This window comes from Hungatella sp. SB206 (genome assembly GCF_051132295.1).
Taxonomy (GTDB): domain Bacteria; phylum Bacillota; class Clostridia; order Lachnospirales; family Lachnospiraceae; genus Hungatella; species Hungatella effluvii.
The window spans coordinates 1,320,652-1,335,893 of the sequence record NZ_CP096603.1 but is presented as its reverse complement, the minus strand read 5'-3'; the positions used below and the strand labels follow the sequence as shown (position 1 = coordinate 1,335,893).

13 protein-coding genes are annotated in these 15,242 nt (G+C 49.8%); 4 read left to right on the top strand and 9 right to left on the bottom strand.

Translation table 11 applies throughout. The features are described 5' to 3' along the window. Positions 1 to 64: 64 nt before the first annotated feature. The 4 genes from M1L66_RS05940 to M1L66_RS05925 form a co-directional block, all read right to left on the bottom strand. Positions 65 to 1,252 (bottom strand): MalY/PatB family protein, encoded by a 1,188-nt coding sequence (locus tag M1L66_RS05940; RefSeq protein WP_434691522.1) that lies wholly within the window; start codon positions 1,250 to 1,252, stop codon positions 65 to 67. A gap of 10 nt (positions 1,253 to 1,262) precedes the next feature. Beyond that, complete coding sequence (locus M1L66_RS05935; RefSeq protein WP_187023223.1) at positions 1,263 to 2,093, bottom strand: carbohydrate ABC transporter permease; 831 nt, start codon at positions 2,091 to 2,093, stop codon at positions 1,263 to 1,265. Positions 2,094 to 2,103: 10 nt separating this feature from the next. Next, positions 2,104 to 2,982 (bottom strand): carbohydrate ABC transporter permease, encoded by an 879-nt coding sequence (locus M1L66_RS05930; protein WP_002601343.1) that lies wholly within the window; start codon positions 2,980 to 2,982, stop codon positions 2,104 to 2,106. A 95-nt stretch (positions 2,983 to 3,077) separates the two neighbouring features. Next, complete coding sequence (locus M1L66_RS05925; protein WP_117622126.1) at positions 3,078 to 4,427, bottom strand: extracellular solute-binding protein; 1,350 nt, start codon at positions 4,425 to 4,427, stop codon at positions 3,078 to 3,080. Between the two features lie 282 nt (positions 4,428 to 4,709). On the opposite strand from M1L66_RS05925, the gene M1L66_RS05920 reads away from it, so the two are divergent. The 4 genes from M1L66_RS05920 (at position 4,710) to M1L66_RS05905 (ending at position 10,014) form a co-directional block, all read left to right on the top strand. After that, on the top strand, positions 4,710 to 6,461 hold the full coding sequence (locus tag M1L66_RS05920; RefSeq protein ID WP_434691518.1) for a cache domain-containing sensor histidine kinase: 1,752 nt from the start codon (positions 4,710 to 4,712) through the stop codon (positions 6,459 to 6,461). Positions 6,462 to 6,474: 13 nt separating this feature from the next. After that, positions 6,475 to 8,091, top strand: a complete 1,617-nt coding sequence (locus M1L66_RS05915) for a response regulator (RefSeq protein WP_434691515.1) — start codon at positions 6,475 to 6,477, stop codon at positions 8,089 to 8,091. A 1-nt stretch (position 8,092) separates the two neighbouring features. Next, positions 8,093 to 9,286 carry a M20 metallopeptidase family protein gene (locus tag M1L66_RS05910; RefSeq protein ID WP_434691513.1) on the top strand — a complete coding sequence of 398 codons (1,194 nt, stop codon included), beginning with the start codon at positions 8,093 to 8,095 and terminating at the stop codon, positions 9,284 to 9,286. Between the two features lie 155 nt (positions 9,287 to 9,441). After that, positions 9,442 to 10,014 (top strand): DNA-3-methyladenine glycosylase I, encoded by a 573-nt coding sequence (locus tag M1L66_RS05905; RefSeq protein WP_434691510.1) that lies wholly within the window; start codon positions 9,442 to 9,444, stop codon positions 10,012 to 10,014. Positions 10,015 to 10,065: 51 nt separating this feature from the next. Here M1L66_RS05905 and M1L66_RS05900 read toward each other — a convergent pair whose 3' ends face one another. Genes M1L66_RS05900 through M1L66_RS05880 form a run of 5 tightly spaced genes read right to left on the bottom strand, consistent with a single transcriptional unit; the run spans position 10,066 to position 15,230 of the window. Beyond that, positions 10,066 to 10,554, bottom strand: coding sequence for a PTS system mannose/fructose/N-acetylgalactosamine-transporter subunit IIB (locus M1L66_RS05900; RefSeq protein ID WP_034533246.1), 489 nt, complete (start codon positions 10,552 to 10,554; stop codon positions 10,066 to 10,068). 4 nt (positions 10,555 to 10,558) lie between these two features. Continuing rightward, positions 10,559 to 12,121: a hypothetical protein gene (locus M1L66_RS05895; protein WP_434691507.1), complete on the bottom strand. Its 1,563-nt coding sequence runs from the start codon at positions 12,119 to 12,121 to the stop codon at positions 10,559 to 10,561. A 13-nt stretch (positions 12,122 to 12,134) separates the two neighbouring features. Beyond that, a complete protein-coding gene (locus M1L66_RS05890; RefSeq protein ID WP_434691504.1) occupies positions 12,135 to 13,559 on the bottom strand; it encodes a sulfatase-like hydrolase/transferase in 1,425 nt (474 codons plus the stop codon). Between the two features lie 32 nt (positions 13,560 to 13,591). Continuing rightward, on the bottom strand, positions 13,592 to 14,431 hold the full coding sequence (locus M1L66_RS05885; protein ID WP_029467392.1) for a PTS system mannose/fructose/sorbose family transporter subunit IID: 840 nt from the start codon (positions 14,429 to 14,431) through the stop codon (positions 13,592 to 13,594). After that, the gene (locus M1L66_RS05880; protein WP_055658897.1) at positions 14,421 to 15,230 is read right to left on the bottom strand and encodes a PTS mannose/fructose/sorbose/N-acetylgalactosamine transporter subunit IIC; all 810 of its coding nucleotides are present in this window, start codon (positions 15,228 to 15,230) and stop codon (positions 14,421 to 14,423) included. The genes M1L66_RS05885 and M1L66_RS05880 overlap by 11 nt, the downstream gene beginning before the upstream one ends. Between the last annotated feature and the right edge of the window lie 12 nt (positions 15,231 to 15,242).

Here is a 15,242-nt window from a genome sequence, read left to right as displayed (position 1 = left end):
TCATTGTACCACAAACACGATACTCGTGGAAGACCTCATTCGCTTTTGAGCAGGTATGAATCTTCTATTCTTTACCGCTGAATCTCAAAGAATACGCGTTTCTCGTCCAGTCCAGAATCTCCTCCAGCACACGTTTCGGAACCGCCGCATTCAGCCGGATAAATCCCAGCCCGGCTTCCCCAAAATGGCTGCCTTCATAGACGGATACCTTCGCCTCCTCCAGAAAAAACTTAACAATCTGCGCTTCCGTCATCCCTGTCTTTCTGTAATCAATCCATGCCAGGAAGGTTCCTTCCGGTTCCCTCAGTTCAAGCAGCGGCATGTGTTCCTTTAAATATCCGGCCAGAAAGCTCATATTTTCATCCAGACAGCGATTTAATTCCTCTTTCCACGTTCCACACTCACGATACGCGGGTTTTATCACTGCCGCCGCAAATATGTTTGGATTATGGAATCCCTCCCGGTCTACCGTCGCCTTCATCGCCTGACGCATGGAATCATCGGGTATGATCATATTGGAAAACATAATTCCCGGAATGTTGAACGTCTTCGTCACGGACTGGTATACGATCATCCTCTTCCTCATTGGTTCGGAGAGCGACAGTATGCTGCAAAACCGTCTGCCTTTCCTTATTATATCGGCGTGAATCTCATCGGATAAAAGAAACAGTTCATGGCGCAGGCAGAAGGACTCCACCGCCTTTAATTCCTCCGCTTCCCAGACCCTGCCCGTCGGATTGTGGGGATTGCAGAGAATCATCATTTTCACAGAAGCATCCATCTTCGATTCCAATGCGTCAAAATTCATACTCCAGCGTGTTCCGTCCCATTCCAGCGGACTCCCGATCATGATTCTGCCATGCTTATTCACCGCATCCGTAAGGGCCGGGTAAGCCGGCGTATGAACAATGATCCTGTCTCCCGGCTTTGTAAACGTCTCCACGGCCATGTTTAGCCCAATATTGATTCGCGGGGAAAACAGGATCCACTCATCTTCGACCCTGCATCCGTATTCTCTGCGGATCCACTCCCCCACAACAGCGGGATAACAGGACGGAAGATTGGTATAGCCATATATTCCGTGATCTGTCACCTTCCGGCACGCCTCCCGTATGGGTTCCGGCGCGCGAAAATCCATATCGGCCACACCGCAGTGCAGGATGTCTTTCCCGTACTTTTCATCCATTTCATCGTATTTCGCGCAGTTGGTCCCTCTTCTGCTGATCACCTCATCAAAACAGCCTGTATTCATCTCCGCTCACCTACCCTTTTACGGAACCGGCAATCAGGCTCTGCTGCACCTGCCTGCTCAATATCACATAGATAATGATAATGGGGAACGTGGCGACCACCAGCCCGGCCCCGATGGGGCCCCAGTCTGTCGTATACTGCCCTACCAGGGACTGTATTCCAACCGTCAGCGTCCGGTATGCCGGCTTGCTGATAAACACGACCGCAAACATCAGCTCATTCCAGGACTGCAAAAACGTAAAAATGGCAATCGTGGCCAGCGACGGCTTCATCAGCGGGAGTATAATCTGAATAAAGATTTTATATATATTGCATCCATCGATACACGCGGCTTCTTCCAGTTCCACCGGAATGGAAGAGATAAAACCGGAGCTGATCATAATCGCCATCGGCACTGCGAAGGCCGAGTACGGAATAATCAAGCACCAGTAAGTATTGATTAAATGCACCTGCCGCATCATGATAAATACGGGCAGCAGCGCTGCGTGGATCGGTATGGTGATTCCCATGATAAAAATCAGCTGAAAGGTCCTCTGAAGCTTCCATTTCATCCGGATCAGAGCGTAGGAAGCCATCAGAGATGCAATACAGACAATCAGAATGGTGGCCGCCGTAACAATAATACTGTTGGCCAGATAGCGCCCCACATTTCCGCCCATAAAGGCATGGGTGTAATTCTCAAAGCGCCAGACAGAGGGGAGGCCAACCATATTTCCCTGAAATATCTCTGTGTTGTCCTTCAGTGAAAACGTCAAAAGCCAGTATAAGGGGAATATCTGAAGCGCGGCCCAAAAGATCAGACACGCCTGAATGACTGCCCGGGATAAATTTATTTTTTTCATATGTCCTCCCTTACTCATTGTCACGAAATGCCCCACGAATCAGCCATGCAAAAAGGAAGCATTCCAGAATAATGAAAATTGCCATCGAGCTTCCATAACCATACATATTTCTGGAGAAAATGGTCTCAACCATCAGCGTACTCGGAAGCTGGCTCGCTCCCGCCGGTCCGCCGCCCGTCATAACGTACACAAGATCGAAGTTCTTTAAAGACCCAACCACCGCAAAGGTCACGCAGACCTTCAGAATCGGCTTCATAAGCGGAATGGTAATATGTAATGCAGTCTGAATCCCATTGGCGCCGTCGATACGGGCCGCTTCGAAAATCTCCTCTGAGATGGAGCGCACCGAGGCGTACATCAGCAGCATGTGGTAACCGATGTATTGCCACAGCACCGGCACGATCACGGCAAAGATCACCTTTTTTGTGTCTCCGAGCCAGTTCCCCGTAAGCTGTTCTAAGCCCATGGATCTTAAGACCGTATTCAGAAGCCCGTACTGCGGATTGTAAATCTTCATCCAGAGCTGTCCGATCACCACGGTAGAAATCAGAACCGGGATGAAATAGACGCTGACGTAAAAACGTTCCCCCTTTACTCCTCTTGCCAGAATCAGCGCCAGGATGAGAGAAATCGGCAGCTGCACAAAGACAGAACCCGCTGCAAAAATCAAAGAATTCTTAACTGCCCTCCAGAATCCATCACTGTTGGTGAGGAACAGCTCCTTATAGTTATCAAACCCCGTAAATACCTTTTTCCCGATCCCATCCCACTCTGTGAGGCTGTAAGTCACGGACATAAAGATCGGCACGATAATAATGGTCAAAAACAGGACCAGCGCCGGAAGCAGGAAAATAAACACGGCTTTTTTATTTGACAGTACCCGGTTCACAAAAAACCTCCTATCTTTTTATGAAGGGGACTGTCTCCAGTCCCCTTTCGGTTTGGAGTCGCTCTCAAAAAAACGTTTCCGGGAGCGCTCCTCGTTTACTGATTTAATTTCTGCAGTTCAGCCACATACTGTTCCGGTGTAATACTGCCGACAAACAGCTCCTGAAGCTTGTTTAAATATACGGTTGCATCTTTTCCTTCCATCAGATTATCCCACCAGATTGTATAGCTTGTGGCGTCTTTTGTGAAATCATAGATCTCCATTAAGAGCGGATTGATTTCAGACTTATCTACGTCCACGTTTACATACGGAAGGATGCTGGAACCGATCTTGTACTTTCCGATCGCCAGTTCATAGGCAATATACTGAGCAACTTCGGTTGTAAGCTTCGGATCCCTGGTGGCTGCGCTGACCGCAAAGGCCGTATCCGGCCCGCCGGTAAAGTCTGTCACTCCTGATTTTCCATCCTTTAATACCGGGAATGGGAATACTCCGATTTTTCCCTGTACCAGGGAAGAGTCCTTATACACTCTCGTCGCCGTCCAGCTTCCGTTTAAGTACATCGGAATCTGTCCCTGAAGGAACGGAACCTCCGATTCTTCTCTCGAGATACCGGCGGAGCCATCCGGAAATGCGCCCATATCCACCAGCTTCTTCAGGCACTGGGCCGCCTCTAAGAATCCAGGATCGTCATATCCCGTCTCTTTTCCGGTGGCAGCCTTTACGCCCTCGCTTCCAACCGCCCTTAAGGCCAGAAGATCGTGATACATGGCAATCGTCCACGGTTCCTTTCCGCCTACGGTGAGCGGTGTGATTCCGTTGTCTAGGAAGGTCTGGCATACTGTCAGGAAGTCATCAAAGGTCTCCGGAACTTCCAGATTCAGTTTTTCGAACATCTCTTTATTATAAAACATGCAGGCTACCGACTGGTCTGTCGTAAGCGCATACGTTTTTTCATCGAACTGGAAGCCGGTCAAGGTTGACGGCCCCAGATGTGACTTGAAATCATCGGTCAGATAATCGTCCAGCGCCTCTACCTTTCCCGCTTCGACAAACGGCTTGATGAAGCCATGGCCCCAGGTATAGAAGATGTCCGGCGTTTCATTGGCCGCAATGGCCGCCTTTAATTTCATCTTATATGCCTCATTTTCAGCCGTGTCGGATTCTATCTTTACATGGAACTTTTCTTCCGCATCTTTTACGACCTGATCGATAATTGCCTTATTGGGATCGGTATCCCCTCCGAATATATGCCACAGCTTGATCACAGGCACTTCCCCCGTGTCACCACTGGCCTCCTGTGTGGTTTCCTTAGCCGTTTGTGCAGCACTGGTATCTCCTCCGGCTGTACTGTTTACTGCACCTGAGCCGCAGGCAGTCAGTCCCATCGCCATAGTACCCGCAAGTGCAAGTGCCATGACGGTTCTCCATGTTTTCTTTTTCATGATTCCGCTCCTCCAATATTATTAAGTTGTCTGATTCAAAAGCGCTTGTGAATGTAACTCTATTTTACACAGTTCAGCGTTTTCACGGAAGAGAGAGATTTTACTGTTTCTGGTGATTAACTTACTATTTTACCGGAGGTTCACGTCTCATTTTCCGGCTTTGCCATTAGCCGTATAGTAAATCGCTTACTTTCTCTAGTAGATTTTTTACTTCATTTTCCGCTTTGTTTACTTTTAAAATTCACCGTGATATGATGACATAATAGCAGGGGGGATGCATTTATGGGGAAACGGAAAGCGAGCGCTTTAAATCTGTGGAACTGGGCGTTTCACAGTAAAATATCGAGAAAAATCAGCACGGTCTTTTTTGGTTTTCTGCTGCTCAGTGTTATTCTGACTTACTTTTCATACCGCTATGTATCGAAAGAATACGTCCTGTCCAACATGGAACAGCATTCCAGACAGACGCTCACTTCGATCCGCTCCAACATCGTGGAAATGGTGGAAAATACCAATAACAGCTACAGCCTTCTGCTGAAAAGCGGTATCTCTGATCTCACAAAGCTTCCACTGAAACCAACTGACCGGAAATTTTATGACAATTATCTTTTTACCATTATCGACAGCTATAATCATCTCGATTCTATCTATATTATGAATCTAAAGGGGCAGCTCTATGGAGTCGATAAGTTCGGAATCAAGACGCCGGTGATTCACTCTGTCACAGAGGCCCCCTGGTATCAAAGCGTCATGGACGCCAAGGGGAGCTGTATTCTTTCTCTTCATGCCGGCAATATTTTTCTTCCCGACTACTCCGAAGATTTTCTGTCGGCAGTCCGGGTCATCAATGACTTAGAAACCCAGAAACCGATCGGCTTCTCTATTATGAACATACCGACGCGCTCCATCAACCAGATATTTGAGCACGTCTTTCAGCCATCCGATATCGAGATTACCCTGTATGACGCTTCCGGGGAGATCATCAGCACCTACGGCGATACAAAGGAAGGGGAAAATCACCACAATATCAGCCCCTTCATCGGTCCTACGTCTGCTTACTACAGTGCCAGCGGCAAAAATTCGCTGTCAGCCGGAATCTATATTCCAGAATACCAGTGGAGATTAACCGCCACCTTCCCTCTAAAATACGAGTCCACGCTGAGCACCTCCCTGCTCCAGATCTCCTTCTGGATTTTCTTCATCAATATGGTGCTCATGCTGATCTGTGTCATCGTTATTGCAAAATCGATTCAGACGCCTGTCTCCCAGATGATTCAGGCCATGGGCCGCGCGGAAAACGGAAATTTCGAACCGGTGGCCGTCCGCCACCCGAACAGCGAACTGGGTCTTCTGGAGATACATTACAACCATTTAATAGAAAGGCTTCAGTTTCTTATGGAACGGCTGGTGCAGGAACAGAAGCTGAAAAGAAAGACGGAGCTCCGCGCGCTTCAGGAACAAATGAAACCGCATTTTCTGTATAACACGCTGGATACCATCGGATACATTGTGCTCACCGGAGACACCAATCAGGCCTATGACGCCATCACCGCGCTGGGCAGTTTTTACCGTCAGAGTCTGAGTAAGGGCAAACAGTTCATCACCCTGGAGCAGGAACTGCAGATCATAAAGGATTACACCTCCCTTCTCTCCCTGCGCTATGAGGAATTATTTACCGTAAACTATGATGTAGATGAAACGCTGTACCAGCACGAGATCATAAAACTCCTGCTTCAGCCCCTGGTCGAAAACTCGGTCTACCACGGTATCAAACCGCTTGGGGAACCCGGTACCATCCTGATATCCGTCAAACGCCAGGAGACCCTGATCTGTCTCACGGTTACCGACAACGGGGTAGGAATGGACGATCAATTGCTGCAAAGCCTGCGCTCCTTAAGCCCCTCACCCAGAGACAGCTTCGGTCTGGCAGGCACAATTGAGCGGGTCCATATTTCTTACCCGGAAAAGGGCGCCGTAGAGCTGCTCAGCCAAAAAGGGAAGGGAACTTCTGTCATCATTAAAATACCGTTTTAGGAGGTCTGCCGATATGTATCAGCCACAGCCCATAAAAGTGATGCTCGTAGACGATGAAGATAAAATGAGGGGACTGCTGCGGATCTGCATCCCATGGGAGGAACTGGACTATGTCATTACGGATGATGTATCCAGCGCAAACCAGGCGTTGGAGCTGATTGCCGAACGAAAACCGGATGTCATCATCACCGATATTGAAATGCCGTTTATAAACGGCCTGGACTTTGCAGAAATGGTTCTGGAAGAATATCCGCACATTAAAATCATCATTCTTACCGCCCACGATGAATTCGACTACGCCAAGCAGGGGCTGGAAATCGGAATATCGAGTTTTCTTTTAAAACCCATTAAACGTGAGGAACTGATCAGGACTGTGACCGATATCCGCAATTCCATCCGGGAAGAGCAGAAAAAACTTTACCAGCACGAACTCCTTCAAAAGAAGCTGAACGAAAACCGGGACTACATAATCCAGAATTTTTTCAGCAACATGATGGTCAGCAGCCTCCCCTCCGATTACCTTTGGGAGAATTTGAGCTATTACCAGATACCGCTGCATCGTGATTCCGGTTTCTTCAATATCCTTCTCCTGACACTAAATGTCAGCCAGGACATCGAAGCCAGCATCATGCAGCAGTTCCAGTGCCGGGAAATCATCCAAACGGCGGCAGAGCGGCTAAGCGGCCTCCTGGTCTTTCAGGATATTCATATGAACCTGGTCCTGCTGACTGAAAACAGAAAAATCAACTTATACAATTACGGCTTCCATTTTTCTACCCTGCTGAAGGACAAACTGGGGATCAAATCGTATGTGGGCGTCGGCACGCCGGTGGAGCGCCTCGAGGATATCCGCAGCTCCTACCGTCAGGCCTACCAGAACTCCCAGGTCGCCAAATACAGCCATAACAAGTCATTTCTGGCCAATCCGCCCCAGGAACAGAATCAGCAGGAATTACAGAATTTAATCAATACGGTGACGGAAGAGCTTCCCTTGTATATGCAGCTTCCCCAGGAGGATACCGCTCTGCGGCGCGTTGATGCGGCCTATGATTCGCTGGAACGAATCCCCAGCCATGTTCTCTCCGATGTCATGGTGCTGTCGCTCTCCATCGTAAATATCGTGCTCGCAACACTGAGAGACAAGGGAATCTCCTACAATGAAATTTACAATACGGATCACCTGCCCTACACGCATATCCTGAAGCTGACCGACGAAAAAGACATCCGGCAATACGTCCTTCAGATGGTGCGCTTCACGCTTTACCAGGTAAATCTATATACTGATGCCAAGGGAAACAAGCTCATCCACACGATTTTGCAGTATCTCAACGAGAATCTGTCCACGTCGACTCTGACGCTGAAAAAAATCGCGGAGATCAATTACGTCAATCCGTCCTATCTAAGCCGGATTTTCAAGGAAGTCACTCAAATGAATTTTGTAGACTACTTAGCGAGCCTGCGGATTGAGAAAGCAAAGAGACTGCTTCAGACCGGTAATCTCCGGATTTACGAAATTGCAGAATCGGTCGGCATCAGCGACCCCAACTATTTTTCGAAGCTGTTTAAAAAATATACAAATATGACACCGGCACAGTACAAAGAAGAGACACACCGACAGGAGGATTATTAATATGACCGATTTTTCAATGTTGTCCGACTATATCATTGGCATACGGAGAACGCTTCACAAGCATCCGGAGCTGAGCGGCCAGGAATTTCAGACCCAGCAGTTAATCAGAAATGAACTGGACAAACTGGGGATTCCACACCGTACACTGCATAAAACAGATATTCTGGCTGAGATCGCCGGTTTGCAGACGCGCCCGGAGGAAACCGCTGCCTTACCACCTGAAAAGTACAGTAAAACAGTTTTGCTGCGCGCAGATCTGGATGCCCTGCCTATTACGGAAAATTCAGACGCGCCCTATGTCTCACAGTCTCCCGGTGTCATGCACGCCTGCGGACACGACTCCCATACGGCCATGCTGCTGGGGGCGGCAAAGCTTCTTTGGGACAGCCGTTACCATTTTTCCGGCACCGTGCGGCTCATGTTTCAGCCGGCGGAGGAAACCGGCAGAGAAACCAGAATGCTGATCGATCACGGGATGCTTGACGGAGTGGATACCGTATTTGCGATCCATGTGGCGCCCGATCTTCCAACGGGAAAAATCTGTATTCTGCCCGGCCCCTGCATGGCAGGTGTAGATGACTTTTCCATCCGCCTTACCAGCCCCGGAGGCCACGGCGCGACACCCCATCTCGGATCGGATACGCTCCTTGCCGGCGCCCATCTGGCTGTCAATCTTCAGCAAATCATCAGCAGAGAAATTGATCCGCAGAAACCGGCTGTCCTTACCATCGGAATCTTCCAGGCCGGCACAAAGGTCAATCTGCTGGCTCAGGAAGCTGTATTATCCGGAAATATCCGTTTCTTCGACAAGGAGCTCAGCGGTTATTTTAAGGAAGCCCTTACCCGTTACAGCGAACACACAGCCGCGATGTACCGCTGCTCCTCTGAAGTCACCTACACGCCGTCCCTGCTCCCGACTGTCAATGATGCCGCCTGCTGCTGCACGGCAAAAAACGCGGCCATGACCGTGTGGGGGGAAGACAACTTAATAAAACGTCCAGCCAGCATGACCTCTGAAGATTTCTCCCGATATTTAGAGGCTGTCCCCGGCGTCATGGTATTCTTAGGAACGAGTGACGGAACCCAGAAAACCTCCTGGCCGCTCCACCACGAGTGTTTTGATCTGGACGAATCGGCTTTACTAAATGGCTGCCGCCTCTATGCGGCGTATGCTTGGGAATGGCTATTTCAATAGCCTTCGGTTCGCCATCACAGCCAGGTATAAACTTTTTACTCTCAAGTATTGATGCGAGCAGAAATTTCTATTATAATAGGCTGAAGAATATGGAACCACTGGCAAGAGCACACAAAAAGGCAGATTTCAACACCAACACAGAAAGAGGAGAACCAATGTCAGACAAACTCACACGGTGTGACTGGGCCGCCCACGATATACTGAACCAGGAGTATCACGATAACGAATGGGGGAAACCCGTTCACGATGACAGAACACTGTTTAAAATGCTGATTCTGGAGGGTATGCAGGCAGGTTTAAGCTGGATTACCATCCTGAAGAAGCGGGATGCCTTTATAAAGGCCTTCGATGATTTCGATCCGGCCATCATCAGTACATACGGTGACGAGAAGATCGAAGAGCTGATGCAGAACGCCGGAATTATCCGAAACCGTTTAAAGATCAACGCGGCCATCTTAAACGCCAGGGCTTACTTCGTGTTATGTGAAAAATACGGTTCCCTGGACCAGTTCTTATGGTCCTATGTGGATAACAAACCCATCAAAAATGCCTGGGAAACTATGGCTGACGTTCCTGCCAGCACTCCGTTAGCAGAAAAAATCAGTAAGGATTTAAAGAACCTGGGATTTAAATTTGTAGGCCCTACCATTATTTATGCCTACATGCAGTCGGTCGGACTGGTCAACGATCATATGACCTCCTGCTTCTGTTATAATCGCGAAGAGTAGAGAGAAAAAGAGGATTCCGGCAGGTTCTTTCCCGGAATCCTCTTTTTCTCTCTATTTCGCTTCCTCAATCAGCTTTATAAAGTCTGCCGCTTCCTCCGTCGGCACCATGCGGGCCGTAACCTTCACACCGTGCCCGGCCAGATACAGGAAGTTTTCGATATCCTCCTCCGACACACTGACGGCCTTTTTCAGCATTCTGGTATTCTGCTTACCGCCCATATTGCCCACATTGACGGAATCCATCACAAACCCATGATCCAGAATGGAACGGATCGTCTTCGGATTCTTCGCCACAATAAATACCTTTTCTCCATCGTATTTACCCGCGCATAAATTAGCCGCTGCTTTTTCCGCTGTCAGAATAGACAGCTTGCACTGCTGCGGGCAGGCCATCTTCAGCGCCTCTTTATTGACCACGTCATGCACGACCTGGTCGTCCACCACCATAATTCTGGTTGCCTTCGTATACTGGCTCCATACAGCGGCCACCTGACCGTGAATCAGGCGGTCATCGATTCTTACATTCACAATTTCCTGCATCCGGTTAATCCTCCTTCTTCTCTGCCAGCCCATGGCCGGTTCTTAAAAATACAGGGGAAGTCCACGCGGCGTCATTATTTTTCTGCCATACGCGCAGGCGGTAGCAGCAGTCCTCTTCCACGTTTATCGTCTCATGGTGCTCCAGTAAGTAGCTGTCCTCCGGATATGCACGGCCTACTTTAAACTTGTATGCATTGTGCCACCACGGGTCATCTCTGTAATGGGTGATTTTTCCCCAGGTATCCTCCGTCAGTTTTTCCACTTCGTCCCACAGCGCCGTTACGCTGGAGCTTTTCAGCATATCCCTTACCAGAAATGCGTACTCTTTTCCTTCTACAGTCAGATGAATGAAGCTGTCTGCATCCGCTTCCACCTCGAAGATAAAGCCTTCTGTTGTCACATTGCTGGGCCCCATCCATTTACCGGTAGCCGTGGACTGATAGGTGGTAAGCGCGAATTCACAGGAATCCTCCGTTTGTGAGGTCAGCTCCTGTCCGAAATTATTCCAGCATTTTTCCACGCCCAGCAGCTTTCCTTCCACTTTCAGCAGCCCGTTCCATACCCGGCAGATTGCATCCGGATAGACACGGATATCCGGTCCCCAGCCAAATTCCAGGCGGAATTTAAACCGGATCACGCCAGACTGTTCTTTTCTTTCCCATGTTCCTGAATGCACTACCATTTTTTCCAGAATGTTATCTCTCAGTATTTCCACACGGTCGACCGCAGCCGTTCCCTTGATCCGGAACGAAAGCTCCGCCTCCCCACCGGTCGTGATCTCGCTTCCCATTTCGGCTCCATCGACGAAGAAATCCACCTCGATCCGGCTCTGAGATACCCCGTATACCCTGCGGTTCACAAAAGCCTCCCAGATCGCTTCCTTCGTACAGTCTGCGGCCAGAGCGCACATGCTGCCATGCTCAAAGACCGCAGGCACGCTGTGATTGTCGCCTGCCGCGATCATTCCGATCCGGTATCCCTTCTCGATCGCCCGCTCGAATACCGTCTCTCCCGTCCTCGGCCCCATGTGGACATGGCGCTTCATAAGAAGCGGACCGTCATCCGTCTCGCTGCATCCGTGGCAGGAATAAATTTCCGCAAACGGAGAAAATACTTCATCGTGAGTATCCCAGTTTTTTCCTCTCGATCCGGGCTGATACGCCACGTGATGCGGGATTCCAATTACCGGCTCACCCTTATAGGCGGCCGCCAGTTCCCGGTAGGTATCCGGATGCTTCTGCTCTCCGTCATTATTTAAAAAGAACACGTTGTGATCTCCGTCTTTTCCCGTTCCCTGCCACTCATAGCCCATGAACACGGGATAGCCCTCTTTGTTTGCCTGATTCGCAAATTCACGAATCTGCTCCCAGTCCATTTTGATCAGTCCATCCTCGTACCGGTCTTCCACCTTAAGTCCTGACTCTGTCGGTCTCATATAAAAGGGATAATAGGCGACCGGCCAGAAATCCATGATTTTCTTTACCTGCCCAAACCATTCAGGCAGCAGCTCCATCTGTTCATGATGGATATTACTGTGCATATCTGTCCAAAGTTTTTTATATTCCATTCTTTCTACCACCTTATTCCACAGGTTTGTGACGCGCCCATTCTGGAACCGGCATAACCGCCCATTCATGAGGCTTCTTTCTCTTTCCCCATTCCTTCAGCTGTTTTACCCGTTCTCTCTGCGTTATTTCCGTTTCAATACAGGCGGAAATCTCCGGTAATGTCAGGAAATACGTTTCTGCCGCTTCCATCCATTCCGGGTATTCTCCTGCGATGTTTCGTTCCTCCAGTGGGTCGTCCTCCAGATCATACAGGAAGTAGGCCGTACCACCGTATTTCACGGCCTTATACCGTCTCCACACCACGGCTTCAGCCATCATGGGTTCTGACCGGTAATCCAGAATCTGCTGAATCACCGCAGGCCTGTCGAATTCGCCGGACCCTGCGGAATGCTTTACCAACTCACCCACATCGGGCAGCCCTGATAAATCAATCTCCCGGCCGTCGTGCCAGTCTGCCGAAGTTCCGGCCTGAGCCAGAATTGTTTTTGAAATGTCCAGAAGGCTGACGCATTCACGCCTTCTTCCCACAGGCACACCTGTTCCGGCCGCCACGAAGGGGACGCGGACGGCGTCCTCATACAGGGTCTGCTTTCCGAAAATACCTCTCTTTCCCAACTGTTCTCCATGATCTGACACGTAAAGGAAGAGTTTCCGGCCTTTTCTGCCTTGAAAGGCGTCATACAGGCGCCCAATATACCGGTCTGTCTCTTCCACGGCTCCGCAGTAGGCAGCCTTACAGCACACGGCCTTCTCCTCGCTGCACTCCATGACGTAATCCTCATAGAACCGGAGAGGCGCTGCCGCAGGGCGCCTCTCCCCTGCGAACTGTTTTTTATACAACTGATACGTATCCGGTTCCGCAACAAAGGGAAAATGCGGGGAATAAAATCCCACCACCAAAAACAGAGGTTCTTCATGCTCCTGCTCCAGGTACCGGAGCGCGCACTCATATACTTCTCTGTCATAGGCCATAACCGGCGAGATTCCACCTCCAACAGCCTCCAGACAGTGTTTCCGGTTCGTCGTCCCGGTATAGGCGCCGAAATCCACCCGCTCTTTTCCGCCTGTTCCCCAGTACTGGGAGGTGATATCCCCCACCAGTCTTTCGTCAAAGCCATGTTTCTGTTCGTCCCCCTTAAAATGCATCCGTCCGATCAGCACGGTGTGATAACCGGCGGCTCCCAGAGCATGGGCGATCGTCGGCACATCCGCCGGCAGCACCGTATCGTTATTGAAAATGTTTAAGTCAGACGGACGCTTTCCGCTTAAAAAGGACATGCGTGAGGGCACGCAGAGAGGGGCGCTGCAGTAGCAGCGTTCAAAATACAGTCCCTCCCCTGCAATCCGCATAAGCGCAGGCGTCCTCACTCTGTCGTCTTCCATGCCGGTATACGCCCCGCCATGCTGATCCGACATGATGAGCATGATATCTTTCATGGATTTACCTTTCACGAATTTACTTTCACGAATCACATGATCCCAAGAACCACCATGACTGCGGAAAAGATAACGATGCCGAGAATAATTTTATTTGCCGACCATTTTTTCTTATCCATCAGATACCAGACTGCAAGCGTCAGGCAGAGCGGCACGATAGCCGGCATAATCTTGTCAAATACCTGCTCCTGGATGGAGATTGCCATATCCCCGCTGACAAACTTATAGATAAAGTTCGCCTTAACGGTTGTGGAAGCCACACCGCCGATTACGATCAGACCCATCATCGTAAGGCCAGTTGTAATTTTATTTGTAATATCCTTATTTTTGAAAAATGTATTAGCCGCATCCAGTCCCATGGAATATCCCTTGTGGAACAGGAACCACTGCAGGCCAACGATCGTTACCAGCCATACCGCGCAAAAAAAGAGCGGGCCGACAGGATTTCCATCGTCAATACACATGCTCATGGCAATACTGAGTAAGATCGGGCTGTATGTACCAATCAGAAGAGAGTCGCCGATTCCGGCAAATGGGCCCATCAGGGCGTTTTTGGTATTTACGATCAGCTCCTCGCTGACGTCGTCTCCCTTGGCTCTGGCCTCCTCCATGGCAATGGTGATGCCAGGAATCAGGGAGCCTAACTGCGGTTCCGTGTTATAGAACTGCATATGGCGTTTTAATGCATTTTTGTATTCCTCATCGTTATTCTTATAGAGCTTGCGCAGAATTGGCTCCACCACGTGGCAGAATGCCAGCCCCATCATACGTTCAAAGTTCTGTGTCGCCTGCGAAAAGAAAATATAACTCCACGCCGCACGGTCAATATCTTTTTTGGTTAACAGTCCGTCTGATGTATTCTTATTCTTCATAGCAGTCATCCTCCTCTATTCCTTTAGCCGGCTGAGCCGCTGCCTGTACTGCAGGCTGTCCCTGTGCCATGACAAAAATAAATGCCAGGGCGGTTGCGAATATCGCAAGAGCCGTAACAGACATGCTGGTAGATCCGATCAGCACCCATCCCATAAGGAACAATACGATCATCCACGACCTGGACAGCGACTGCTTTAACAGCATGGCAAATCCGATTGCCGGAAGCAGTTTGCCGGCCACTTCGAAGAAATGAAGCATCAGGTCAGGCATGTTGTTGAGCAATACCTCGGTGAGCGGAGTTCCGAGATAACAGATCAGCATAGCCGAACCGGCTCGCAGAATGAAGCTCGGCACTGCCGCCAGATAGGTGGCACGGTGAATACCGGCGCCGTCTCCTCTTTCCGCGGCCTTGTCTCCCATATGAGGGAAGTATGCATTTATGGTCATGATAAAGTTAAAGAGTCCCAGTCCCAGCATGCTGAGCGGAACTGCCAGTGCCACCGCCTGTTCTCCGGTACCGCCAGCCGCCAGTGCCAGCGGAATGCCGATATAGGCCGCCCAATTCACATCGGCCGGCATCGCGCCGCCCGGAGTAATCTGACCGATAAACAGCGCCTGAACCATGGCGCCTGCAATTACGCCGCTTCTCACATCCCCCAGAATCAGGCCGATGATCAGACCTGCCACGAGAGGCCTTCCTATCATGTTCCATCCGCCTGTCACGCCAAAGAACCACGGGGTTCGCTTAGAGCCGAGATAAGCAAAAATACCGATTAGTATTGCCTGAAATAAACTCATACCTTTTCCTCC